At 72.7% G+C, this 23,735-nt stretch carries 20 protein-coding genes; 4 read left to right on the top strand and 16 right to left on the bottom strand.

What is annotated here, in order from left to right; genetic code table 11:
• Positions 1–17 precede the first annotated feature (17 nt).
• The 9 genes from J2X60_RS09190 to J2X60_RS09230 all read right to left on the bottom strand — a co-directional run bounded on the left by J2X60_RS09190 (position 18) and on the right by J2X60_RS09230 (position 9,357).
• Positions 18–797: an ATP-binding cassette domain-containing protein gene (locus J2X60_RS09190; RefSeq protein ID WP_309887175.1), complete on the bottom strand. Its 780-nt coding sequence runs from the start codon at positions 795–797 to the stop codon at positions 18–20.
• Positions 794–2,521, bottom strand: a complete 1,728-nt coding sequence (locus J2X60_RS09195; protein ID WP_309777944.1) for a dipeptide/oligopeptide/nickel ABC transporter permease/ATP-binding protein — start codon at positions 2,519–2,521, stop codon at positions 794–796. The genes J2X60_RS09190 and J2X60_RS09195 overlap by 4 nt, the downstream gene beginning before the upstream one ends.
• On the bottom strand, positions 2,514–3,575 hold the full coding sequence (locus J2X60_RS09200) for an ABC transporter permease (RefSeq protein WP_309887176.1): 1,062 nt from the start codon (positions 3,573–3,575) through the stop codon (positions 2,514–2,516). Before J2X60_RS09200 ends, J2X60_RS09195 begins: the two co-directional genes overlap by 8 nt.
• 68 nt (positions 3,576–3,643) lie before the next feature.
• Positions 3,644–5,224 (bottom strand): ABC transporter substrate-binding protein, encoded by a 1,581-nt coding sequence (locus J2X60_RS09205; protein WP_309887177.1) that lies wholly within the window; start codon positions 5,222–5,224, stop codon positions 3,644–3,646.
• A gap of 110 nt (positions 5,225–5,334) precedes the next feature.
• The gene (locus J2X60_RS09210; RefSeq protein WP_309887178.1) at positions 5,335–6,732 is read right to left on the bottom strand and encodes an amidohydrolase family protein; all 1,398 of its coding nucleotides are present in this window, start codon (positions 6,730–6,732) and stop codon (positions 5,335–5,337) included.
• A complete protein-coding gene (locus tag J2X60_RS09215) occupies positions 6,725–7,330 on the bottom strand; it encodes a cysteine hydrolase family protein (protein WP_092387987.1) in 606 nt (201 codons plus the stop codon). The genes J2X60_RS09210 and J2X60_RS09215 overlap by 8 nt, the downstream gene beginning before the upstream one ends.
• Before the next feature lie 120 nt (positions 7,331–7,450).
• Positions 7,451–7,954, bottom strand: coding sequence for a hypothetical protein (locus J2X60_RS09220; RefSeq protein WP_309887179.1), 504 nt, complete (start codon positions 7,952–7,954; stop codon positions 7,451–7,453).
• Complete coding sequence (locus J2X60_RS09225; RefSeq protein ID WP_123655205.1) at positions 7,951–8,712, bottom strand: amidohydrolase family protein; 762 nt, start codon at positions 8,710–8,712, stop codon at positions 7,951–7,953. The genes J2X60_RS09220 and J2X60_RS09225 overlap by 4 nt, the downstream gene beginning before the upstream one ends.
• A gap of 147 nt (positions 8,713–8,859) precedes the next feature.
• Positions 8,860–9,357 carry a hypothetical protein gene (locus tag J2X60_RS09230; RefSeq protein WP_309887180.1) on the bottom strand — a complete coding sequence of 166 codons (498 nt, stop codon included), beginning with the start codon at positions 9,355–9,357 and terminating at the stop codon, positions 8,860–8,862.
• Positions 9,358–9,467: 110 nt separating this feature from the next.
• Between J2X60_RS09230 and J2X60_RS09235 the strand changes: the two genes are divergently transcribed.
• On the top strand, positions 9,468–10,163 hold the full coding sequence (locus J2X60_RS09235) for a GntR family transcriptional regulator (RefSeq protein WP_217647266.1): 696 nt from the start codon (positions 9,468–9,470) through the stop codon (positions 10,161–10,163).
• Between the two features lie 63 nt (positions 10,164–10,226).
• On the opposite strand, the gene J2X60_RS09240 is transcribed toward J2X60_RS09235, so the two are convergent.
• From J2X60_RS09240 to J2X60_RS09260, 5 genes are read right to left on the bottom strand one after another with little or no spacing between them, the layout of a single operon-like run.
• Positions 10,227–11,660, bottom strand: coding sequence for an amidase family protein (locus tag J2X60_RS09240; protein ID WP_309887181.1), 1,434 nt, complete (start codon positions 11,658–11,660; stop codon positions 10,227–10,229).
• Complete coding sequence (locus J2X60_RS09245) at positions 11,660–13,663, bottom strand: primary-amine oxidase (protein ID WP_309887182.1); 2,004 nt, start codon at positions 13,661–13,663, stop codon at positions 11,660–11,662. The genes J2X60_RS09240 and J2X60_RS09245 overlap by 1 nt, the downstream gene beginning before the upstream one ends.
• Before the next feature lie 27 nt (positions 13,664–13,690).
• A complete protein-coding gene (locus tag J2X60_RS09250) occupies positions 13,691–15,238 on the bottom strand; it encodes a gamma-glutamyltransferase (protein WP_309887183.1) in 1,548 nt (515 codons plus the stop codon).
• A complete protein-coding gene (locus J2X60_RS09255; protein WP_309887184.1) occupies positions 15,235–16,329 on the bottom strand; it encodes an FAD-dependent oxidoreductase in 1,095 nt (364 codons plus the stop codon). The genes J2X60_RS09250 and J2X60_RS09255 overlap by 4 nt, the downstream gene beginning before the upstream one ends.
• Positions 16,326–17,567 carry an aminotransferase class V-fold PLP-dependent enzyme gene (locus J2X60_RS09260; protein ID WP_309777922.1) on the bottom strand — a complete coding sequence of 414 codons (1,242 nt, stop codon included), beginning with the start codon at positions 17,565–17,567 and terminating at the stop codon, positions 16,326–16,328. Before J2X60_RS09260 ends, J2X60_RS09255 begins: the two co-directional genes overlap by 4 nt.
• A gap of 100 nt (positions 17,568–17,667) precedes the next feature.
• On the opposite strand from J2X60_RS09260, the gene J2X60_RS09265 reads away from it, so the two are divergent.
• On the top strand, positions 17,668–18,174 hold the full coding sequence (locus J2X60_RS09265) for a RidA family protein (RefSeq protein WP_309777920.1): 507 nt from the start codon (positions 17,668–17,670) through the stop codon (positions 18,172–18,174).
• A complete protein-coding gene (locus J2X60_RS09270) occupies positions 18,171–19,400 on the top strand; it encodes an MFS transporter (protein ID WP_309887185.1) in 1,230 nt (409 codons plus the stop codon). Before J2X60_RS09265 ends, J2X60_RS09270 begins: the two co-directional genes overlap by 4 nt.
• Here the strand turns inward: J2X60_RS09270 and J2X60_RS09275 are convergent.
• The gene (locus J2X60_RS09275) at positions 19,387–20,841 is read right to left on the bottom strand and encodes an aldehyde dehydrogenase family protein (protein ID WP_309887186.1); all 1,455 of its coding nucleotides are present in this window, start codon (positions 20,839–20,841) and stop codon (positions 19,387–19,389) included. The two genes, J2X60_RS09270 and J2X60_RS09275, sit on opposite strands and share 14 nt — an antisense overlap.
• A 23-nt stretch (positions 20,842–20,864) precedes the next feature.
• Entirely contained in the window at positions 20,865–21,884 is a 1,020-nt protein-coding gene (locus J2X60_RS09280) for a hypothetical protein (protein WP_309887187.1), read from the bottom strand.
• A 224-nt stretch (positions 21,885–22,108) separates the two neighbouring features.
• Here J2X60_RS09280 and J2X60_RS09285 point away from each other — a divergent pair, with 224 nt between their 5' ends.
• On the top strand, positions 22,109–23,695 hold the full coding sequence (locus J2X60_RS09285; RefSeq protein WP_309887188.1) for an amino acid permease: 1,587 nt from the start codon (positions 22,109–22,111) through the stop codon (positions 23,693–23,695).
• Positions 23,696–23,735 lie beyond the last annotated feature (40 nt).

Here is a 23,735-nt window from a genome sequence, read left to right on the forward strand (position 1 = left end):
GGGACCTTCCGTGTCGGTCAGCTGGTCAGGCTGAAGCGGGCGGAGCCGGGGTCCGCGTCGAGCAGCCGGCGCGTGTACCAGTGCTGCGGGTCGGCGTAGATCTGCTCCACGGGGCCGGACTCGACCACCTCGCCCTGGTAGAGGACCACGACCTCGTCGCTGACGCGCTGCACGACGGCGAGGTTGTGCGAGATGAACACCATCGTCAGGCCGAGCGACTCCTTGATGTCGGCGAGCAGTTCGAGGATCTGGGCCTGCACCGACACGTCGAGCGCCGAGGTGATCTCGTCGGCGATGACGAGGTGCGGGTCGATGACGAGCCCACGGGCGATCGCGATCCGCTGCCGCTGCCCACCGGAGAACTCGTGCGGGTACCGGTGCATCATGTCCGGTGAGAGGCCGACGCGCTCGAGCCAGCCGCCGATGCGCTCCTCGTGGGTCGCCACGCGCGGGCGGATCGGGTCGATCGCCTCGGCGAGTGTCTGCGCCACGGTGCGTCGCGGGGACAGCGACGAGTACGGGTCCTGCGGGATCATCTGGATGCGGCGCCGGGCGGCGTGCAGGGCGGACCGGTGTGCCGAGCCGAGGTCGACGCCGTCGACCGTCACGCTCCCGGCCGCCGGCTTCACCGTGCCCACGAGCACCTTGGCGAGCGTGGACTTGCCGGAACCGGACTCGCCGACGATGCCCACGGTGCGGCCGCGCTCGAGACGGAGTTCGACCCCGTGCAGGACGGTCGTCGAACCGAACGCCACGTCGAGCGCGCGGACGTCGATCATCGGTTCGGTGTCGGTCACGCGTGCGCCTCCGTCTGCTCCGAGGGGACCGTCACGACCGGCGTGGCCGCGAGCAGCTGCTTCGTGTAGGGGTGCTCGACCGTGTCCGGGGACAGGCCGGCCACGTCGTCGATGCGTTCGACGATCGTGCCGTTCCGCATCACGAGCACGCGGTCGCACAGCGCGCGGACGACGCCGAGGTCGTGCGAGATGAAGAGCACGGCGGTGCCGGACTCCTCGTTCATGCGCTTCAGCACGGTGAGCACCTCGCGCTGCACGGTCACGTCGAGTGCCGTGGTCGGCTCGTCGGCGATGAGCAGGTCCGGCTTCGTGCTCATCGCGGACGCGATCATCGCGCGCTGCTTCATCCCGCCGGACAGCTGGTGCGGGTACTGCCGCAGGCGGCCTTCGGGGTCGGTCAGCTTGACGGCCCGGAACCCCTGGGTGAGCAGGCGCATCGCGTCGCGGCGGCTGTGGCGCAGGCGCATCCGGAGCACGTCGGAGAGCTGGATGCCGAGGACCATCGCCGGGTTCAGGGCGGTACCGGGGTCCTGGTAGACCAGGCCGATCCGCGCCGCGAGTTCGCGGTCCGGCACGCGGCCGAGCAGGTCGGTCCCGCCGAGCTCGAGCCGGCGGGCGGACGCCTCGAGCCCCTCGCCGAGGAGCTTGGCGACGACGGAGGCGGTGAGGGACTTGCCCGAACCGGACTCGCCGACGATCCCGAGCACCTCGCCGCGACGGATCGTGAACGAGACGTCGTCCACGAGGGGGCGTCCGCTCGCGCCGTGCAGCACGGTGATGCCGTCGGCGACCAGGACCGCGTCCTCCTCGACGGCGAGCGTCGGGGCCCCTGACGCACGGGTCGTCCGGGCGCGGGTCGTGTTCGAGCGGGGGTTCGCGGCCGCGGCGAGGCCGTCGCCGACGAGCAGGGCGGCGAGCGACGCGAAGGTCAGGGCGACCGCGGGGCCGACGATGACGACGGGGTTCACCACGATGCGGTCGAGGCCGTCGTTGAGCAGGGTGCCCCAGTCGAACGCGGGGGTCTGCGCGCCGAGGCCGATGAAGGACAGGCCGGAGATCTCGACGAGTGCACCGGAGAACGCGCCGGCGATGAGGATGAGCGTCGGTTCGGCCATGTTCGGCAGCACGTGCCGGACGGCGACCCGGTGCGCGGGGACGCCCATCAGCCGGGCCGTCGTGACGTACTCGCTGGTGGAGATCTTCGCGGCGAGGTTCGCGGTCAGTCGGGCGAACCCGGCGATGTTCGCGACGGCGATGGCGACCACCACCTGGACCATGCCCTGCCCGAGGATCGCGGCCACGATGATCGCGACGAGCATCGTCGGGTAGCTGACGGCGAACTCGATGGCACGGAGGCCGAACTCGCGGAGCCGACGCGGCGCGAGCCACACGCCGATGCCGAGCGCGATGCCGACGACGGCCGACAGCGCGGTGGCCGCGAGCGCCATGAGCACGGTCGCGCGGGTGGCGACGAGCGTGCGGGCGAGCATGTCGCGGCCGAGGGTGTCCGTGCCGAGCGGGTGCGCGGCGGTCGACCCGAGTCCCGCGGTGCCGCCGATCCCCGTCGCCTGCGCACCGAGCACGAACGGAGCGACGACGGCGACGACGAGGATCAGGGCGAACATCGCGAGTCCGACGACGAGGCCCGCGTTCCAGGCGAAGGCACGGGGTCGCGCGGGCCGATCGACGGTGGCGGCTCGGACTGCGGTGATGGTGTCAGCCACGCTTCTCTCCGAGGGTGCGCGGGTCGATGAGACCCAGGATGATGTCGATGACGAGGGTGATCACGAGGGAGATCAGGCCGATCACGAAGACCGCGGCGCGGATCACCGGGTAGTCCTTGTCGACCGCGATCGCCTGGACGATCACGCCGCCGAGCCCGGGCCAGGCGAACACCGCCTCGGTGATGAGCGCGGAGCCGAGCAGGGCGGTCAGGATGATGCCGGAGAGCGTCAGAGCCGTGGTGAGCAGGTTCGGCAGCATGTGCTTCGCGTAGATCGACAGCGCCGGCAGCCGCCAGCCGCGCGCGGTGCGCATGTAGTCCTGTTCGAGGATGACCGCGGTCTCCCGACGGACGATGCGGGCGACGGAGCAGGTGCCGCCGACGGTGAGCGAGGCGATGGGCAGCACGGCGGCGGCCCCGAAGTCGTACGCCGGCGAGTACGCCGGCGGGAGCACGTGCAGCAGGACCGCGAAGACGACGACGAACCCGGTGGCGAGCACGTAGGTCGGGATCGAGGAGATGAGTCCGGTGACCGCGGTGAACGTCACGTCGAGCCAGCGGTGGCGGTCGCCGCGGGTCAGCACGCCGACGGTCATCCCGAGCGCGAGCCCGAGGACGAGCAGGAGCAGGACGGCCACGATCGTGATGGTGAGCGTGTACGGCACCGCGGTCATGACGATGTCCATGGCGGGTGCGCGGTACTTGTACGAGTCCCCGAAGTCGCCCTGCACGACTCCGGCGACGTAGTGCCAGAGCTGGACCGGGAGCGTCTGGTCGAGGCCGAGCTGGTGCCGGACGAGCTCGACCTGCGCGAGGGACGCCGTGGGGCCGGCGATGGCCGTGGCCGGGTCGCCGGGGATGAGCTGCACGATGAGGAACGTCACGAGGACGAGCAGCGCGAGGTTGACGAGGAGGCCGACCGCGCGGCGGAGCAGGAACCGGCGCCAGGCGCTCCCGAGGCCGGCGGCTCGGGGAGCCGTGGCGGCGGGGGCGCCCTGCGCGTCCGGGGTGCCCGGACCGGGCACGGGGGGATGGTCGACGGTGGTGGTGCTCATCGCGGGTCCTCCAGGTGCTCCGGTCCGGGCGGTGGTGGGGTGGTGCTGGGTGGTGTCGCGTCAGTCGGTCACGAGACGATCCGCATGGCGGACGGGTCCCAGTAGCCCGAGAAGACGTGCGTCTCGAAGCCCTTGCGGGCGACGTAGCGGTGCGTGTCGGTGATGAGCGGGGTCATGTCGACCCGCTCGAGGATCGACTTCTGCGCCGTGGCGAAGTCCGCGCACTGCTGGTCTTCATCGGTCGTCGCCATCGCGGCCTCGTAGGCCTTGAGGCCCTCGGGGTTGTCGCTCGAGGACACGTTGGTGCCGCCCTCGGGGTAGGTCGGGCCGAGGTACCGGGCGATGGAGAGGTTGATCAGGCCGACCTGGGCGTCCTCGGCCGCGACCGCGACGTCCCAGGTGTCCGGCTTCGTGCGCATCTGCGTCGTCCAGTCGGCGGGGTCCGGCGCGGAGACCTTCACGGTTGCCCCGGCGTTCCGCAGCGACTCCGCGAGGAAGTCGGCCGCGGGGTCCCAGTTCGACATGATGAGCAGGCGGATGGTCTTGCCCTTGAGCTCCTTCGCCGCTGCCTTCGGGTCGTACGACTGCACCATGGAGGAGCCGTCGACGGCGCACCGGTAGCTCGCGGCGTTGACGGTGGTCTGGGCGACCCCGAGCCCGTCGAGACCGGCGTTGTTGAAGCCCTTGGTGTCGATCGCCTGGGCGACCGCCGCACGCAGTGCCTGGTCGCCGGCGAACACCGAGCCGGAGCCCTCGGCCTCGTTGAAGACGAGGTTGTACGCCGAGCTGGCGAACTTCACGGTCGAGTAGTCGCCGCCGGTGAAGCGCTCGGCGTTCGAGTCGTAGAAGCGCGCGACGTCGACGCCACCGGACTGCAGCAGGTTCGCGCTCGTGTTCGAGTCGCCCTGCACGGTCATGTTGATCGTCTTGGCGGGCTTGCCGGTGACGGTCTTCCAGTCCGGCCAGGCGTCGTAGTCCGAACGGAGGGAGTACTGCACGCTCTTGCCCGCGGAGGACTTGGTCAGGGTGTACGGCCCCGACCACGCGCCCTTCACGGTTCCGGCGGCGAGTCCCTCCGGGTCGGCGATGCCGGCCGGGCAGATGACGCCGGTCCCCGGACGGGTGAGCCCGCCGAGCAACTGCGAGTACGGCGAACTGAGGGAGATCGTGAGCGTGCCGGCGGAGTCGTCGGGCGTGAAGGTCGGTTCACCGGAGCCGAAGGCCTGGTTCTTCCACGTCTGCGCACCGGAGTCGTCGAGGCCCACGAGGTATTCGAAGGACTTCGCGACGACGCTCGGTGTGATCTCGGTGCCGTCGGAGCACGTCGCCCCGTCCCGGATGGTGAACTCGTACTTCGAGGCCGACTCGGCGTCCCACTTGGTCGCGAGGCCACCGATGTACCCGCCGTCGTCGCCCTCGCCCTGTCGGAGCAGGGTGTCGAAGCCGAGTCGGGCGACCTCGACGTCCGAGCTGGCCGAGGCCTTCGCCGGGTCGAACGTCGCCGGGGCGTACCAGAGCTCCGCGTTGATCGTGCTGGTCGTCGAGCCGCTGCTGCCGCCGTCGGCGGAGCCGGACGTGCTGCACGCGCTCAGGGAGAGGCCGACGGCGGTCGCCACCGCGACGCCGACGAGGATGCGCTTCCTCACCATGGTGCTGTCCTCCAATGGGATTCGGGGTGATGCCAGGGAGTCAGTCCCAGGGTCGGGTCCAACTTGGATCCAATCTAGGACAATCCGCATCCAACTATGTTTCGTGTGGATTACATCTGATCCGCGCTGAAGACGGTCCGCCCTCCCACGACCGTCCGTTGCACGCGTGCTCGGGCGAACTCGTCGGCGGTGCAGTCGCCCGGGTCGACGTCGAGGAGCACCCAGTCGGCCAGGGCTCCGGCGCGCAGGACACCGCGCCGGTCGTCCGCGAAAGCGGCGTGCGCCGCACCTCGGGTGTAGGCCGCGACGGCTTCGAGCACCGAGGTGGCCTGGTGCGGGCCGAGGGGCTCGTCGATCCCGCGCATCCGACGGGCAGCGGCCACCCGGACGACCTCGCGCGGGTCGAACGGGAAGTACGGTGCGTCCGAGCCCATCGCGACGACCGCCCCGGCGTCGAGCCACGTGCGCATCGGGTTCACCTCGTCCACCCGGTCACCGAGCCGTCGGCGGAGGCCGGCCGCGTTCTTCCAGGCGATCGAGGGCTGCAGCGACGCGACTACGCCCAGGCGAGCTGCCCGTGCCGCGCTCGCCGGGCTCGGTTCGAGGTAGGCGTGGATGAGCTGGCACCGCAGGGGTGCGACGGGTCGGCCGGTGCGCCCCTCGGCCGTCTCGAGGCCGTCGAGGACCTCGGCGACCGCTCGACTGCCGACCGCGTGGACGCCGAGCCCCCACCCCGCTTCGACGCACCAGGTGGCGAGCCGAGCGAATTCCTCGGCCGAGATGCGCTGCACGCCGTGGTCGCCCCCCGCCCACGGACGCTCGAGCAGGGCCTGACCCTTCATGCCCTCGCCGTCGTAGTAGACCTTGATCGGGCCGAGCCGCAGCAGGTCGTCGCCGTCCCCGGTGACGCCGTCGATCGAGCCGAGGACGGCGAGCGCCGCGTCGACGTCGGGAACGGCGGGCGTTCCGAGTTCCGGGTAGGGCATCGCGACGACGCGCATGGTGAGCAGCCCACGACGGTGCGCCTCGCGGTACCCGGCGAGCTCGGGGAGCGTGACCGCGGGGTCGACGACCCCGGTGAACCCCATGGCGTGGAGGAGCGGTTGGACCCGACGGATCGCGGCGAGCCGGTCCTCGATCGTGGGTGGAGCGTCACCGAGCCAGTCCGGGGCGTCCGGGTCCGCATCGCCGTCGGCGAGCATCACGGCCGAGAACGCCTCGGCGTCCGCCTCGTCGTCGAGCAGCTGCAGCGCCTTGAGACCGGCCCGTTGTGCGTGAGCGTGCGCGTCGGTGAACCCCGGCAGCACCGTGCCCTCGACGTGGTCCTCCGCGACGGCGCCGACCGCCGCCGCGGCAGCCGCCCGCACCTCGGCCAGGGTCCCGACCGCACGCATCCGCTCGCCGTCGACGAGCATCGCCTCGGCCGTCGGCACGGCGGGGTCCATGGTCCGGATGTGCCCGACGACGACCCGGGCGGTGCCGGACGGTGTGCCGTGCCGATCAGGCACGCGCCGGCTCCCGCTCGTCGAGCCACGACCGCACGTCGTCCGCGGTCACGAGCGCGTCACGTTGCAGGTACGCGATCGCCTCGAGCGCCGCGTCGTGCGCACGCTCGCTCGACCCGGCGACGCAGTCGGTGAGCACCCGCACCGCGTAGTCGTGCTGGTGGGCGTCGGCCGCGGTGTAGTGGATGCACACGTCGGTGAGACCACCGACGAGCAGCACGGTGCCGGCGCGGTAGGCCTTGAGCACGATCTCGAGCTCCGTCCCGAAGAACGCCGAGTACCGACGCTTGCGGATGACGAACTCCTCCGGTCGGGGGTCGATCCACGAGGCGAGCTCGGTCTGCTCGTCACCCTCGATGCAGTGCGGGCCCTCGGCCCCGTCGAGTTCGCGGCCGATGTCGACGAGGTCCGGCTTGTGGACCTCCTGGATGAAGACGACCGGCACCCCGGCGGACCGGCAGTGCTCGATGAGGTCGCGGACGCGGGGCGCGCGTTCCGCGCGACCGCTCATGACGGGGATGCCCGGTGTGGGCATCGTCGAAGCGGCGCCGCCCTGGATGTCGACGACGATCAGGACGGGGTTGCCGGAGACGGCGAGCATGCGGTGGTTCCTTCCACGACGGATCGTGCACTCGGGTGGGGACCGGTGCGCGCCGTCGCCGCCAGTCTCCGACGGCTTCCGACACGGCACGGGTCATGGGTGTTACAGCGGCGTTAAACCTCAGGTGTCGCGGAGTTCGACGCCGCTCGCGGAGTCCGACACGCTCCGCGCCGCTCGGCGCCGTCGGAACGGCAGCAGCTCGGCCACGCCGACCGGGCCGAACCCGTCGCCGACCGCGACCCACACCCGCGCGTCCGGGGCGTGGTCGCCGAGCAGCTCGGCGCAGACCCCGCACGGCTCGATGAGGTGCAGCGTCCCGCTCGGTCGACGCAGGACGCCGACGACGGACTCGACCGCGGCGCCGGCGACGACCGCTGCGCTCAGGGCCGCGGACTCCGCGCACACGGAGGCCCTGCCCGCCGACGCCTCGACGTGCAGACCCGTGACGACGGTGCCGTCCACCAGGCGGAGTGCCGCGGCGACCTCGTGGACGCCGGCGCGGTACCGGCGCTCGAGCACGTCGGTCGCGACGGCGAGCAGCGAACGGTCGGCCGCGTCCATGCCGGGAGGCGGCCCGTCCAGGACCGGACGGTCCGACGACGCCGGTGCGCGCCCGTCGCTCACGACCAGCCCAGGATCCGCGCCATGTTGCCGCCCTCGACGAGCGCCCGGTCGGCCTCGTCCGGGATCGCCTTCGCGATCTTCATGCGTTCGAGGTCGAAGTCGCTGCCCGGCCACTCGGACCCGAGCAGGATCTTCTCCGCGCCCAGCCGGGCGTAGGCGCGCTTGACGTCGGACATCAGCGTCGCCGAGGTCTCGAGGTAGACGTGCGGGTTCCGCTCGGCGACGATGATCGCCTCGGGCACGTTCCACACCGCGCCCATGTGGGCGATGATCGTCGGCACCGTCGGGAAGCCCTTGGCGATCTCCTCGATCGCGAACGGCGCACAGAACGCGTCGTCGAGGGCGTTGATGAGCACGGGCAGTCCCAGCTCGGCGCACACCTCGAACAGCGGGTCGAGCAGGCCGTGGTCCGCCACGTGGTACCCGTGCAGGCTCGGGTGCAGCTTCAGGCCGACCAGTCCGCCGTCGGCGAAGCGACGGATCTCGTCGGTCGCGTTCTCCCACTGCGGCATCACCTGCCCGAAGCCGAACAGCCGGTCCGGGTGCGCGGCGACGAGGTCCATCAGGAAGTCGTTCTCGATCCCCTGGGCGAGCGAGCACACCATCGCGCGGTCGACACCGGCTGCGTCCATGCGGTCGAGGATCCGGTTCGCGTCGAACGGCGTGTACGCGGGCGGCTCCTCGCCCGGTCGGACGCCACTGAGGTAGTCGCTGCGGCCACGGCGGTCCTGCGTGGTGTTGTAGGCGTCGATGATCATCGTGGGCGTCTCCTCGTCGGCTGCTCGCGGGGACGATCCGCCCCACATGTCATCCGATACTGCCAGAATTGGATCCAATTTGGTAGCGCCCGGTCGGTCCAGGAGGCGCGGCCCGCCTCGTCCGCGTCCGTCACGGGACCGGGTGGCTCAGTGGACGGCGACCATCGCCCCCATCGCGAGCACCCCAACGAGCGACGCGATCCGGCGCACCGACTCCACGCGAGCGGCGCGGCGCCGCCCGACGCCCCACACGACGGCGCCGACGTGCACCGCGACCGCGACGGCGATCGGCAGCAGCAGTGCCCCACCGTGGTGGTGTCCGCCGGCGCCACCGGCGTGCACCGTGCCCAGGAGCACGAACACCGCGCCGAGCAGCATGCCGAGCGCGTGCAGGTGGTCTCCCTGCGGGCGGCTCGGGCGGCGGACCCGGTCGACCAGCGCGGTCACCATCGCGCAGCCGCCGAGCATGACCGCCCAGAACGGCGCCGGTACGAGGCCCAGGGCCGGCAGGTGGACGTCCGCCATCGCGGCGAGCATCACGACCTCGCCGACGAGCGCCGACCACCCCACGCGCCGGTGCCCGGCGGCGCCCAGCACGAGGGCCACGAGCGACCCACTGAGGGTCACGGCGATCAGCACGGTCATGATTGGATCCAATCATGGGTGAGTCGGATCCGGCAACGGGATCCAACACCTGGCAGGATTGGATCCGCAGCGGGGGCTCGCTGCGATGACGCACCGAGGAGACCACTTCCGTGACCACCACCGACGGCAACGCACTCGTCGACGACCTCGCCGCCCGGATCCGCGCGAAGATCATGTCCGGCGAGATCCCGATCGGCGCCCCGCTGCGCCAGGCCGACCTCGCGGCACAGTTCGGGATCAGCCGCACCCCGGTGCGCGAGGCCCTGCGGCAGCTGCAGACCGGCGGGCTCATCGAGGTCGTGCCGAACCGCGGCGCCGTCGTGCGCGTGCCCGTGCCGTGGGAGGTCCGCGAGGCCTACGAGGTCCGCGCCGAGCTCGAGTCCCTCGCCGCCCGTCGCGCCGTCGACCGCCTCGACGACGCCACCATCACGCAGCTGCGGTCGGTGAACCAGGCGATGTACGAGCGCTCGCTCGCCGCGGCCGAGGGGGAGCAGCCGAAGCAGCGCGAGGGCGTCGACAACGACCAGTTCCACGGGCTCATCTACCAGGCGTCCGGCAACACCCGACTGACCCGCATGCTCGTCGAGATCAACGACGCGTTCCCGCGCAACGTCTCGGCACTCGTGCTGCGCGAGAACTCCCGGCACCGCGAGGAGAACTTCCGCGAGCACGAGGAACTCATCGAGGCCTTCGTCGCCGGTGACCACGAGCGTGCGGCCGGGCTCATGCGCGACCACGTGCTCCGGGCCGGCGAGCACCTCGCCCACTGGTACGAGCGCCGCTCGTCCACCGTCTTCACCGGCTGAGTCGAGCACCCGGCCGAGCCCGAGAGGCGGGGTCGACCCGCGCCTCCCGGCCTCCCGCCTCGTCTACCGGGTCGGAGCCCGCCGGATCCAGCCGGTGGCCTCCTCGATCGCGCGCGTCACCGCGAGCAGCTGCGCCTCGCGGCCGTACCGCCCGACGACCTGCACGCCCACCGGCAGCCCCTCCGGCGTGAACCCGGCGGAGGTCACCACGACGGGGTGCGCGGTCAGCGTGAGCCGGTTCGCGAGCATCTGCCACGTGAAGTAGCGCTCGAAGCGGTGCCCGTCGACCTCGTCGACCCACTCGACGTCGGCGGGCGGCGCGACGACCGGTGTCGCCGGCAGGACCAGCACGTCGTACCGGTCGAGGACCGCGGCCGTGTCCCGGTACAGGCGCGTCCGCCGCTCGTACGCGTCGGCCAGCTGCGTCGCGGTCGTGGCGCGCCCCTGTTCGACGTTGCGGACGTAGTCCGGTCGGAACCCCTTCGCTCCGGCGTCGACGGCGTGCCGACCGCCGAGGAAGAACTCGAACGTCTCGATGGTCTCCCAGGCCTCGTCGGCGCCGGCGAAGTCGGGCTCGGACGCCTCGACCACCGCCCCGAGGCCCGTGAGCTGCTCGGCGAACGCACGGTGCACGGCTCGGACCGACGGGTCGATCGGCAGGCCGCCGGCGTCGTCGCTCCACGCCACCCGGAGTCCCTCGACCTCGACCGGACGCACCGGGTGCCGGGTCATCGCGGACATCGGCCAGACCGACTGCTCGACCGCCAGGGCGTCCATGAATCGCGCTGCGTCCGCCGAGTCGCGCGCCATCGGCCCGGTGACCCCGTGCGGCGTCCAGGCGTTGCCGGTCCGGCCGCTCGGCACACGACCGGGGCTCGGCCGGACACCGACGACGTTGCAGAACGCGGCCGGGTAGCGCAGGCTCCCGCCGCTGTCGGAGCCGTCGGCGATCGGCAGCATCCGACCGGCCAGGGCCGCCGCGGCCCCACCGCTCGATCCACCGGCGTGCCGCGAGGTGTCCCAGGGGTTCACGGTCGTGCCGAACACCGGGTTGAAGGTGAGGACGCCCTGCCCCATCTCCGGCGTGTTCGTCTTCCCGATGATGATCGCGCCGGCATCGCGCAGGAGCGTCGCGAGGACGCTGTCGTGCTCGGCCGGACGCGCGTCGGCGAAGGCCGCCGAACCGTTCGTGGTCGGCAGACCGGCGACGTCCATCAGGTCCTTCACCGCGGTGGGCAGGCCGTGCAGGAGCGGGAGGGGTTCGCCGGCGGCGCGGGCCTCGGCGGTGCGGCGGTCGGCGGCCTCCGCGGCGGCGAGCGAGACCGAGTCGGGTTGCTGGGAGACGACTGCCCGGAGGCGCGGGTTGCGCTCCTCGATCCGGTCCAGGTGGGCGCGCATCACCTCCACCGCCGACACCTCGCGGTTCGCGACGGCGTCGGCCAGGCGGACGGCGGACCAGTCGGCGAGGTGCTCCGGGGTGTGCTCGGGCGCGGGCATCAGCGGCCGCCCTCGTGGTCGTGCTGCTGCTCGGCGTGGACGTGCCCGTCGTGTGCGGCGTCGGTGTGGTGGTCGTGCGCCGCGTGGTCGTGGTCGTGGCCGGCGCCCGGCGCGCAGTGGTCGGTCGCCGACGGCGGGACGTCGAGCGAGGGGTTCCGGTCGAAGAAGCCGTCCGGTTCGAGCCGGAAGCCGATCCGGTCGACGGGCATGATCGGCCACTGCTCGGGCCGCGGGAAGTGGTGCACGCCGAGGACCGGCCACAGCACGAGCCGCTCGTTCTCGAGCGACCGGTCCGCCTGCTGCCAGACGTGCACACCGTCGTCACCGAGCTCGCCCTGGTTCGGGTACTCGCCGGCGATGAAGCGCTCCTCGGGGTCGAACGCGCTCGCCCACAGGTGCTTCGCGACGAACGGCGCCTTGCGCTCCACGATGCTGCCGGGCCGGACGTGCAGCTGCGCCGTGTTCTGGACGGCCAGTCGGTAGGCCGTGCTCTCGCCGTACCGGTTCTGCGCCGACTCGCTCTCGATGCGCCAGTGCAGCGCGCGCGCCGGGTCGGTCATCCGGGCGCCGTCGGCCTCGGAACCGATCGGCGTCTCGACCGCGATGCAGGCGTTGCCGTAGGGGTTCAGGGCCTCGTCGGGCTCGGGCTCGGCGTGCACTTCGACCAACCGGTTCAACGGCCCGTCGACGGCGGTGTCGAGGCGGACGGCGAAGTAGTGCTGGTGGGTCGGTGCCTGGACGTTCGGCGCCACCATCCGGCCGTACCGCGGCGTCTCCCCGTCGGCGATGCCGGACACCGACATGATCCCGGTGAGCTTCACCTCGAGCTCGATCGAGCCGTCCTGGTAGAGGGACCAGTAGAAGCCGTAGTCGTAGTTCGCCACGGTCGCGAAGCTCGAGACCACGAGTCGACGGCTGCGCCGGACCTCGGCACTGCCGGTGCGGGTGTTGACGTGCTTCCAGAGGATCGAGTCGTCCTCCTCGTGCAGGCAGATGCCGTTGACGATGGTCTGCGGCTCGCCGTGGCCGTCCAGGAAGTCGACGTCGAAGTACCGGATCTCCCCGAGGCAGTCGCAGCCGAGCTCGAGGCTCGCCGTGAGCGGGCCGGCGCCGTACTCGCCCCAGTCGAAGAAGTTCTTCCGGTACGCGGTCGGGTCGCTGTCCAGGTACGGCACGTACATCTCGTTGACGGCCGCGCGGTGCAGCACCGGTCGCTCGACGTCGCCGTCGCGGTAGGACAGGTCGTGCAGCACGAGCCCCTCGCGGTGCGAGAAGCCGACACGGAACGTCCAGTTCTGCCAGCGGACCTCGTGCCCGTCGATCGTGAAGCCGGGACCGTTCGGCTGGACGATGTCGAGCGCCGACACCTCGCGGTCGGGCCCCCAGGTACCGGAGGTGTAGACGCCGGTCTCGCTCGCCATCGGGACGACGCCGTGGTCCTCGATGCGGATGACCTCGAGCGTGTCCAGGTCGAGGATCGGGACGAGCCCCGCGACCGGCCGGGCGTAGCCGTTGTCCTCGGGGAACTCGCGGTACCAGACGGTGCCCCAACTGAGACGGCGGTCGGCGAGGTCCTCCGGGACGAAGCCGGTGATCGACTCCGGGTCGACCCAGACGAGCGAGGTGTCGGTGATGCCGCGCTTGGCCAGCGCCTCGATGATGAGCGGCGACTTCCGAGCGGCCTGCGCGATGAGCCGGGCCTCGTCGCTCGAGACACCCGGGCGGCGGTGGTCGACGTCGGTCCACAGCTCGACGATCGCCGGCGAGTCCGGGCCCGCGGTCCAGCCGCGCACCTCCCAGGCGGCGTGGGCGTCCGGGTCCATCACGACCATGCGGACCGGCCGGGCACCGCCGGCCACGGTCCCCCGGGCCTTCTCCTCGTCGAGGGCGATCCCCCAGAAGCGCGGTCGTGCACCGATCCGACCGGAACGGCGGACCGCGGCGACGAAGGAGGCGATCTCGGCGGAGGTGAGCGGATCGAGGACGTGGGCGGTGCTGCTCATGGGCTTCCTTCTCGGGTGGATCGGGGATCAGTTGGCGTGCAGGACGACGGCGCGACCGTCCGCGCGGGGATCGCTCGCGGCGTCGAGGTGGCCGTCGGCGTGCAGTCGGACGGTCTGCACGTGCCCGGCCTCGTCGACCGGGCCGGCGGTCCGTGCGACGGGCAGGCCGAGCACTCCCGCGGCGGCGATCGCGTCGTCGGTCCCCGGTTCGGCGACGAGCGTCATCTCCTCGTGGCCGAGATCGCGCGCACCGACCACGAAGCGTGGGCGGCCGAGCACGGCCACGGGGTCGCTGTCGGCGTCGACGAGGTCGCTGGCGACCTGGGCGAGGATCCACGGCTGGGCGCTGCCGCCCTGGCACCCGAGGGCGACGACGAGACCGTCGGTCTCGGCGATGACCGGCAGCAGTGTGTGCGGCGGGCGCAGCCCGGGACCGACGTGGCCCGGGTGCGCGGGGTCCGTGCTGAAGGCGGAGCCGCGGTTGTGCAGGACGACCCCGGTACCGGGGTCGAGGATGCCCGACCCGAACAGCTGGTAGACGCTCTGGATGAGGGTGACCACGGTGCCGTCGGTGTCCGCCGCGGTCACCGCGACCGTGTCGCCGAGTGCACGTCCGGCCCGGGGCAGGGCGCCCGCGCGGCCGGTGTCGCGCGGATCCGTCATCGCGGCGACGTCGATCGGACCGCCACGGGGGTCGCCCAGCTCGGCCTGCCGGACGAGCGCGGCGCGGTGCACGGCGTCGACGAGCTCGGCCGTGCGGTCAGCGGCTCCCGCCCCGTCGGCGAGCGCCTCCGGCAGGATGCCGAGGAGTACGACGCCCTGCGTGGGCGGCGGCGCCACCCACCATCGGACGCCGGCGACGTCGGCCTGCTCCGGCTCGGCGAGCTCGGCCTCGTGCGCGGCGAAGTCTCCCTCGGTGTGCGCGCCGCCCAGTTCCCGGAGCCGTGCCGTGATCGACGCGGCGATCCGACCGCGGTACATCGCCCCGGGGTCCGCAGCCAGTTCGGTGAGCGTCGCGGCGAGCGCGGGCTGCACGAGCCGGTCGCCCGTGCCGAGCAGCCCGCCGGCGCCGTCGCCGAAGACGTCGGTCATGCCGGCGTCGGCGCGGATCTCGTGCTCGCGGAGCGCGACCGCACGGGCGAGGCCGGCGGAGACCGGTGCCCCCTCGGCCGCGAGTCCGGCGGCTCGGAGCAGCGCCGGACGGAGGCCCAGCCGGCCGCCGAGCGCGTCGATCGCCTGCCAGCCGGCGACGACACCGGGCACCGTGACGGTCTGCGCGCCCTGCCGCGGCATCCGCTCCTGCTGCGCGATCGCGGCGACGTCGATCCCGCTCGGAGCGGCGCCGGCGGAGACCACGGCGGTCACGCCGTGTCCGGGCCGACGGACGAGGGCCACGAGGTCACCGCCGATGCTGCACTGGTGCGGGTACACGACGGTCAGCGCTGCGGCGGCTGCGAGCGCGGCGTCGATCGCGTCGCCGCCCGCCGCGACCGCTTCCGCCGCGGCGTCGAGCGCGGCGGGGTGCGGTGCGGCGACGGCGACCCGGCGGGACCCGGGTGCGGTGGGCTCGGTCATGCGGTGGTCACCATCCGTGCGGGGCTGAGGAAGTCGAGATCAGGACGGTCGACGCCCTGGACCAGGTCGGCGACGGCCTCGCCGATCGCCGGCCCGAACTTGAACCCGTGCCCGGAGCAGGCGGCGGCCACGAGGACCTCGGGCTCGTGCGGCAGCGCCCCGACGACGAAGCGCTTGTCCGGCGTCATCGTGTACAGGCAGGCGATCGCCTCGCCGCCCGCGGTGTCGATCCCGGGGACGAACCGTTCGAAGAGCTCGGCCAGGTGGGCGGCCTCCGCCTCGGTCGGCGGTGCGACGGGCACGTCGGGGTCCCAGACCGGGCCGGCGTCGATCCCGATCTTGGCGCCCGACCCGGCGGCCTCGGGCAGGCCGAAGACGAGTCCCTCCGGCAGGTCGACGGAGAAGCACCCGAGTGCGGGCGGTTGCGCGATCGCCTGACCGGTCGGGACGGTGAGGGTGACGATGCGCCAGACCTCGAAGAACGCGGCAGCCTCCGGCACGAGCTGCGACGCCCAGGCGCCGCCGGCCAGGACGAGGCGGCGAGCGTGGATGCTGCCGCGGTCGGTGCGGACCGTGACGACGCCGTCGTCGACCCGCCGGTCGAGCACGGTCTCGCCGAAGCGCAGGTCGGCTCCGGCCGCAGCGGCCGCCGACTGCGCGAAGGCGAGCGCACGTGCGGCCTCGAGGACGCCGGCGTCGGGGTCGTGGACCGCCCCGTACGTCTCGGGGGGACGCAGTGAGGGCGCGAGCGTCCGCCACGCCTCGCGATCGACCGGGAGGCTCGCCCCGCCCTGCATCGTCGGCTCGCCCCGGTGGGCGTACAGTCCGCCGGTCGGGTGCAGGAAGGGCGCACCGGCTGCGGTCCCCCACCGTTCCCACCCGCGGTACGCACGGTCGACCAGGTCGTTCCAGACCGGGCTCGGGTAGGCGCGGCGGATCATCCGCGTCGCGCCGTGCGACGAGCCCCTGGTGTGCCCCGGGGCGAACCGCTCCACCGCGACGACGTCGAGGCCACGGCGGGCGAGTTCGTGTGTCGCCGCGGACCCGTGGATCCCGAGACCGAGGACGACGACGTCGTGCACCGCGGTCATGCCCGGGCCTCGGCCACGACGTCGGCGATGCCGTCGAGCAGGACCCGGACGTCCTCGTCGTCGTTGTACACGTGCGGCGACACCCGGACGACACTGGGCAGTCCGCGGGCTCCGAGGTCCCACTGCGCGTGGCTGGCTGGAACCGAGATCGAGTCGATCCGGCGGTGGCGCAGTCGCGCGGAGACCTCCTTCGAGGCGACCCCGTCGACCGTGAAGGTGACGATCGCGGAGGGTGACGCGACCGGGTCGGCGACGCGCACGCCGTCGAGACCGTCGAGGGCGTCCCGGATCCGGGAGCCGAGGCCGACGAGGTGCGCCTCGGTCGCCGCGGGTCCACGCTCGAGCGCCTCGCGCAGCGCCACCCCGAGGCCGAGCCGCGCGGCGACGGAGCACTCCCACGTCTCGAGCTGCCTGGCGGTCCCGTCCATCGTCCACTCATCTTCGCCCGTCCAGACCGCACCGCGGACATCCGGCGCCCACGCACCGACGCCCTCGAGCGTGCCGCGACGCAGGTACGCCATGCCCGTCCCGCGCGGACCACGGAGGAACTTCCGGCCGGTCGTGACGAGTGCGTCGCAGTCGACGGCCCGGACGTCGATGTCGATCTGACCCACGGACTGCGTGGCGTCGACGACCGTCAGGGCCCCGTGCCGACGGGCGACGGCCGCGATCTCGGCGACCGGTTCGACGAGCCCGGACGATGTCGGGACGTGCACGGCGCTCACCACGACCCGACCGGTGGCCCCGGCGACGGCACCCTCGAGCGCCTCGAGGTCCATCGCACCGCTGGCGTCGCTCGGCACGACCACCAGCCGGACGTCGTCGTGCCGCTGCATGGCGAGCAGCCGGAGCGCCTGGCTCACGTAGCTCGACCGTGGCGCGACGACGGTGTCGCCGGCACCGAGCCGGAGCGCGTCGAAGACGCCGCGGAGGCCGCTCGTCGCGCTGTCGAACAGGGCGATCTCGTCCGCCTCGGCGCCGAGCAGCGCGGCGGCCGACGTGTACACCGCCGCGACGTCGTCGGCGACCTCGTTGGCTGCTTCGTACCCACCGACCCGCTGTTCGCGACGCAGGTGGGCGACCACGGCCTCCAGGACACCGTCGCTGACCAGGCCGGCGCCGGCCGCGTTGAAGTAGTGGCGTCCCGCGGTGCCGGCCGTGCGTGACCGCTCGGCGGCCACGTCGATCACCGCCGTTGCCGGGTCGGCGCGTGTGCCGTCCTCCAGACCGATCGTCATGTGGCGGGTCCTCCCTCGTGCGCGTCACCCCCGGACGCTGAATGGATCCCATCATAAACAGGTTGTATCCATTCACGCCACCGCCGGATACTGTTGCCGCATGGAGCACTCCGCTGAAGCCCGCGCCCAGGAACTCGGACTCGTCATCCCGGACTACGCGAACCCGCCCTACGGTGGCCGCTACGGCAGTTCGCTCCGCGCGTTCCACCGCACCGGTGACCTGCTGGAACTGAGCGGCATGACGCCGGAGTCGCGGGACGGCACGATGCTGCACCCGGGCGCCGTGGGCGTCGACATCACGCTCGAGCAGGCGCAGGAGGCCGCCCGGTACACGGCGGTGAACGCCCTCGGCATGATCCGGTACGCACTCGGCTCGCTGGACGAGGTCGCCGCACTCTCCCGAGGGCTGTGCTTCGTCCTTTGCCCGCCCGGCTTCGAACAGCTGAACCAGGTGTCGAACGCGGCGAGCGACCTGCTCTTCGACGTGTTCGGGCCGGACGTCGGTCGGATGGGCCGGGCGTCCATCGGCGCGACGGCCCTGTCGCGGAGCGCCTGCTTCGAGCTGTGGCTCAGCCTGGAGTGCCGCCCGCGCCGAGCCGGGGCGTGAGACCGCTCGCCGAGACCGGCGTCCGGGGAACGGCCTTCTGGTTCCTCGTCCTGGCCTCGACCGCCGGGTACGTCGTGAACGGCGCGAGCACCCCGGTCGTCCCGCGCCTGGCGACGGACCAGCTCGGCGCCGACCCGGCACTCGGCGGACTCCTCGTCTCGCTCGCGGGCTTCGTCGCGATCGGGGCCATGCCCGTGGCCGGCGTCCTGAGCGACCGGCTCGGAGCACGTCGTGTGCTGCTCGGCGCCGGGCTGCTGGCGGCGGGCGGACTCGGGGTCGTGCTCGTCGCACTGAGCCTCCCGGCGCTCGCGGTCAGCCGCGTCGTGTTCGGTGCGGGCAACGCCGCGACCGCCACGGCCCTGACCGCATGGGTCGTCGCCGAGATCCCCGTGACGCAGCGGAGCCGCGCACTCGGCCTGTTCGGGCTCGCCGTCTGGATCGGCCTCGCGCTGGGGCCGGTCGTCGGCGAGAACCTGTACCAGTCCGCGGGGCACCGCACCGTGTGGATCGTCGCGATCGGCGCACAGTTCGGCGGGCTCGCCGTGGCGCTGCTCGCCCGCGGCGGGTCGGCGCCGGTTCCCTCGCCGGCGCACCGCAGCTCGACCCGGCCGACGGGGAGCGGCCTCGCACCGGTGCTGCGCGCGGTGGTGCGCCCCGGCGCCGCCGGACTCGTCGCATGGGCCGCCGAGGGCTTCATGATCGCGTTCCTCATCCAGCACCTCGTCGGACAGGGCGTCGGCGCGCAGGGGCTGACCGGTGCCGCGAACGTCTTCACGGTCTTCGCGGCGAGCGTCGTCGGCGTGCGACTGCTCCTCGGCGGCCTGCCGGACCGGGTCGGACCCGTCCGCACGGCGAGGGGCGCCCTGGTTGTCCTCGCCGCCGGACTCGTCGTCCTCGCCCTCGCGCGCGACTTCCCGACGGCCGCCGCCGGGGCCGTGCTGGTCGGCGCCGGCTACTCGCCGCTGTTCCCGACGCTCACGATCCTGGCCACCCGTGCACTCGACGACCGCAGCCGCGCGACCGGTGTGGGCGTGTTCTCGGCCGTCACGAGCGCCGGCTACGCCCTGGGGTCGCTCGCGGGCGGGGTCCTGGTGTCCGCCGTGGGTTCCGGCTGGGCCCTGGTGGTGCTCGCCCTGTTGCAGCTCACCGCCGTACCCGCGCTCGGCAGGCACGACGGTGGCCGCGGCCCGGGTCGCGACCCCGGGCGTGGGCTCAGAGCGCGATGACGACGCTCTTCGACTCGCAGAACGCCCGCAGCGCCTCCTCGCCGAGGTCCCGGCCGAGACCCGACTCCCCGACGCCGCCGAAGGACAGCGCCGGGTCGAACAAGTTGTAGGTGTTCACCCACACCGTCCCGGCGCGCAGGCGCTGGCCCATCCGGTGCGCCCGGGCGAGGTCGCGTGTCCAGACGCCGGCCGCGAGTCCGTACGTCTGGTCGTTCGCGATGGCGATCGCCTCGTCCTCGTCGTCGAACGGGATGACCCCGACGACGGGTCCGAAGATCTCCTCGCGCGCGATGGTCATCGTGTTCGAGACACCGGTGAAGAGCGTCGGTTCGACGTAGTACCCGGGGCGCTCGGGGACACCGCCGCCGACCGCGACCGTCGCGCCCTCGGCCTTGCCCTGCTCGATGTACCCGAGGACCTGCTGCCGCTGTTCCTCGGACACGAGCGGCCCGACGGTGATCCCGCCGTCGAGGCCGTCGCCGACCGGGACCTTCCGGACGGCGGCGACGAGACGCTCGGTGACCGCGTCGAGCACCGATCGCTGGACGAGCAGCCGGCTGCCGGCGGTGCACATCTGGCCGGAGTGACCGAACGACGCACGCATCGCGGTGACGACGACCGCGTCGAGGTCGGCGTCCTCGAAGACGATGTTCGGGCTCTTGCCGCCGAGCTCGAGCGTCAGTCGCTTGAAGTCCGCGCTCGCGGCGGTCATCACCTTGCGACCGACCTCGGTGCTGCCGGTGAACGAGACCTTGTCGACGCCCGGGTGCGCGGTGAGCGCCGCGCCGACGCGGCCGTCACCGGTCAGGACGTTGACGACACCGGCGGGGACACCGGCTTCCTCGCAGATCGCCGCGACGCGGAGCATCGTGAGCGGCGTCTGCTCGGCGGGCTTCACGACGACCGTGCACCCGGCGGCGAGCGCGGGTGCGAGCTTGAACGCCCCGGTCATGATCGGGAAGTTCCAGGGCAGGATGAGCGCCGCGACGCCGACGGGCTCGAGGGTCGTGTAGACGTGGTGCTGCCCGCCGTCGACCGGGACGACGGTGCCGGTCAGGCGCGACGGCGCACCCGCGTAGTAGCGGAAGACCCGGGCCGAGGTCGCGGTGTCCGCACGAGACCGCTCGATCGGCTTGCCGTTGTCGCGGGTCTCGAGCACAGCGAGCTCCTCGAGCCGCTCCTCGATGAGGTCGGCGACGCGACCCAGGATCCGGCTGCGGTCGTGCGGGCTCATGCCGCTCCACCGACGGTCCTCGTGCGCCCGGCGGGCGGCGGCGACGGCGGCGTCGATCTCGACGGGGCCGGCCTGCGGCACCCGGGTGAGCAGGGCCTCCGTCGCCGGGTCGAGGACGTCGAGCAGCTCGGCGCCGTCCGGTGCGGTCCAGGTCCCGTCGACGAGGAACGGCTCGAGCGGGGCCAGGGGAGCGAGCGTGTCTCGCATGGTGGGTCCTAACGGTGGTGGGTTCAGGGGCGGTCGAGCAACCGGGCTGGCTCGTCCACCGTGATGCGGGTGAGGACGTCGTCCGGCACCCCGAGCGCGCGGAGCCCCGGGACGACGCGGGCGGTGAGGTGGTCGAGGCCGTGTCCCCCGTGACGGCGGAGCTGCCCCTTGGTCCAGGTCGCGTGGCCGAACACCCACCGGGTCTCCGGCGCCGATCCGCGCAGGGCCAGGAAGGCGTCCAGGCGCTGGGGGTCGCTGGCGTTCCGGATCCGGCCGACGTGCGATCCCTCGTTGCCGAAGCAGAGCTCGAGGACGGCGCCGGCCTGCCCGAGGTCCCGCAGGTACGGCAGGTCGAGGAACTCGTCGACCGTCGAGAAGACGACGCGGCTCGGATCGACACCCTCGGCGACCACGTGCGCGAGCACCTCGAGCCCGTTCCGGGCGTCGGCCGCCAGCCGGACGACGACGGCTGCACCGGTGGTCACGGCGGCCCGGGCCGCTGCCGTCAGGCTCCGGCGTTCCTCGGTGCCCTCGGCGGTGGCGAACGCCGACGTGGTGCCCATCAGTCCGAGGATGCCGGCGCGGTAGTGGGTTCCCGGGACGGCGTCGGTGAGCGCGCGCTCGAACAGCCCCTGTCGCCCGTCGGTGTCGAGTTCGGTGAACCAGTCCGGCACCAGGCGCGGCAGGTAGGCGCCGTAGCCCGCGACGACGTCGACGCCGCTCGCCAGCGCGAGTTCGGGCAGCCGGGCGTGGTCCGGCCCGAAGCCGAGCGAGCTGAGGTCGACCGCGAGTCCGAGCCCGGCGGCACCGGCGATCCGCAGCTCGTCGGCGAGCAGGTCGATGTCGTCGAGGCGCAGGTTGTCGGCCAGCGCCAGCTGACTCCACCGCAGGGCCGCGGCGAGGTCCGCCGTGACGGCGAGGCTCGGTTCGAGCTGCTCGACCCCGGGCCGCTGCAGCGCGCTCGCGTCGGTGAGCAGGTGCTCGTGCATCGACACCGGGCCCGTCCCGGTCGACTCGACGGGCCCGAGGACGGTCTGGATCACGACGTGCCTTTCACCGTGGTGGACTTGACGGATCCAATCTACATCGGTTTGGATCCCTCTTGTCCATGGGCGCCACCGATCGCACCCGACGACCCCGAACGTTTACACGCGGGCGACTTCCGACACGTGCCCGAAACAGCCGGGCAACGGCGACGACACAGCCCGGCACGACACTGGTCGCACTACCTGTCACCCGACAGGTACTCCGCGAAAGGCCTGCAGCCATGCGCTCTCCCGAAGCACCGCTCCACACGCCCCGCGCCACGTCCAGTGCCGACGCCCAGGGCCTCGCCCGGCTCGGCTACGAGCAGGAGCTCCACCGCGGGGTCGGCTCGTTCTCCTCCTTCGCCGCCGGCTTCTCGTTCGTCTCCATCCTCACCACGGTCTTCCAGCTGTTCGGGCTCGGGTTCGGTCTCGGCGGCGCCGCCTTCTTCTGGGCCTGGCCGCTGGTGTTCGGTGGCCAGTTGCTCGTCGCGCTGAACTTCGCCCAGCTCGCCGCCCGCTGGCCGATCTCCGGCGCGATCTTCCAGTGGTCGAGCCGGCTCGCCGGTCCCCGGTTCGGCTGGTTCACCGGCTGGACGATGATCATCGGCCAGATCCTCACCGTCGCCGTCGCGGCGATCGCCGTCCAGGCGGTCCTGCCGGCGATCTGGGACGGCTTCCAGGTCGTCGGCGGTCCCGGCGCCGATCCGTCCGTCGCCTCGGCGACCGGTGCGGCCAACGCGGTGGTCCTCGGGCTCGTGATGCTCACCGTGACCACGGTCGTCAACATCGTGAGCGTCCGGTTCATGGCCCGCGTGACGAGCTTCGGCGTGCTCGTGGAGATCGTCGGCGTCGTCGTCCTGATCGCGGCCCTGTTCCTCCTGCCGCACCGGAGCCCCGCGGTGGTGTTCTCGACCGAGGGGTCGACGAGCACCGAGCCGTACGTGTGGGCGTTCCTCGCCTCGTCGCTCATGGCCGCCTACGTGATGGTCGGCTTCGACTCGGCGGGCGAACTCGCCGAGGAGACGCACAACCCGCGGCGGACGACCCCGAAGACGATCGTCCGCGCGCTCACCGTGTCCGGACTCGGCGGCGGGCTGCTCATCATCGGCGCGCTCATCGCCGCACCGAGCCTGACCGACGGCAAGCTCGCGACGCAGGGGCTCGCCTGGGTGATCACCTCCACCCTCGGCGACGTCTTCGGCCGACTCCTCCTCTGCACGGTCGCGGTCGCGGTGTTCGCCTGCACGCTCGCGGTGCAGACGGCCGGTGCCCGCATGGTCTACTCGATGGCCCGCGAGAAGGCGCTGCCCTTCCACCGCACGCTCGCCCGCGTCTCGCCCCGCACGGGCACCCCGATCGCGGCCTCGGTCGTCGTCGGCGTCGGTGCGGGACTCGCCCTCGCCGTCAACATCGGCCAGTCCGCGATCTTCACCGCCCTCTCCAGCCTCTGCATCGCGATGCTCTACCTGGCGTACCTCGGGGTCACGGGCCCGCTGCTCGTCCAGCGCATCCGGCTCCGACGCACCGGGCTGCCCGGCGGCGTCGACGAGGCCGGGGCGCCGCTCTTCACGCTCGGTCGGTGGGGGATCCCGCTGAACGCCCTCGCCGTCGCGTTCCAGATCGGCATGGCGGTCAACCTGATCTGGCCCCGCCCGGAGATCTACGACCTCACCGGTGACTCGTGGTGGCTGCAGTACAGCGCGCTGCTGTTCATCGGCGCCGTGCTGCTCGTCGGCTGGGCGTGGTCGTCGTGGCGGCACCGCGCACACGGGCCGATCACGTTGGCCGAGGTGCCGCACACCGCACCCACCCCCGTCGACGCCTGAGCGAGGGGCGGACCGGCCAGGACCGGCCCGCCCCCGCACA

Source organism: Curtobacterium sp. 320, assembly GCF_031455235.1.
In the GTDB taxonomy this organism is placed as follows: domain Bacteria; phylum Actinomycetota; class Actinomycetes; order Actinomycetales; family Microbacteriaceae; genus Curtobacterium.

What these genes read in the sequence shown, in the direction of transcription:
- J2X60_RS09200 (WP_309887176.1), bottom strand. Translation starts at nt 3,575, where the DNA reads ATGAGCACCACCACCGTCGACCATCCCCCCGTGCCCGGTCCGGGCACC.
- J2X60_RS09205 (WP_309887177.1), bottom strand. Translation starts at nt 5,224, where the DNA reads ATGGTGAGGAAGCGCATCCTCGTCGGCGTCGCGGTGGCGACCGCCGTC.
- J2X60_RS09215 (WP_092387987.1), bottom strand. Translation starts at nt 7,330, where the DNA reads ATGCTCGCCGTCTCCGGCAACCCCGTCCTGATCGTCGTCGACATCCAG.
- J2X60_RS09225 (WP_123655205.1), bottom strand. Translation starts at nt 8,712, where the DNA reads ATGATCATCGACGCCTACAACACCACGCAGGACCGCCGTGGCCGCAGC.
- J2X60_RS09230 (WP_309887180.1), bottom strand. Translation starts at nt 9,357, where the DNA reads ATGACCGTGCTGATCGCCGTGACCCTCAGTGGGTCGCTCGTGGCCCTC.
- J2X60_RS09240 (WP_309887181.1), bottom strand. Translation starts at nt 11,660, where the DNA reads ATGCCCGCGCCCGAGCACACCCCGGAGCACCTCGCCGACTGGTCCGCC.
- J2X60_RS09245 (WP_309887182.1), bottom strand. Translation starts at nt 13,663, where the DNA reads ATGAGCAGCACCGCCCACGTCCTCGATCCGCTCACCTCCGCCGAGATC.
- J2X60_RS09250 (WP_309887183.1), bottom strand. Translation starts at nt 15,238, where the DNA reads ATGACCGAGCCCACCGCACCCGGGTCCCGCCGGGTCGCCGTCGCCGCA.
- J2X60_RS09255 (WP_309887184.1), bottom strand. Translation starts at nt 16,329, where the DNA reads ATGACCGCGGTGCACGACGTCGTCGTCCTCGGTCTCGGGATCCACGGG.
- J2X60_RS09260 (WP_309777922.1), bottom strand. Translation starts at nt 17,567, where the DNA reads ATGACGATCGGTCTGGAGGACGGCACACGCGCCGACCCGGCAACGGCG.
- J2X60_RS09265 (WP_309777920.1), top strand. Translation starts at nt 17,668, where the DNA reads ATGGAGCACTCCGCTGAAGCCCGCGCCCAGGAACTCGGACTCGTCATC.
- J2X60_RS09275 (WP_309887186.1), bottom strand. Translation starts at nt 20,841, where the DNA reads ATGCGAGACACGCTCGCTCCCCTGGCCCCGCTCGAGCCGTTCCTCGTC.
- J2X60_RS09285 (WP_309887188.1), top strand. Translation starts at nt 22,109, where the DNA reads ATGCGCTCTCCCGAAGCACCGCTCCACACGCCCCGCGCCACGTCCAGT.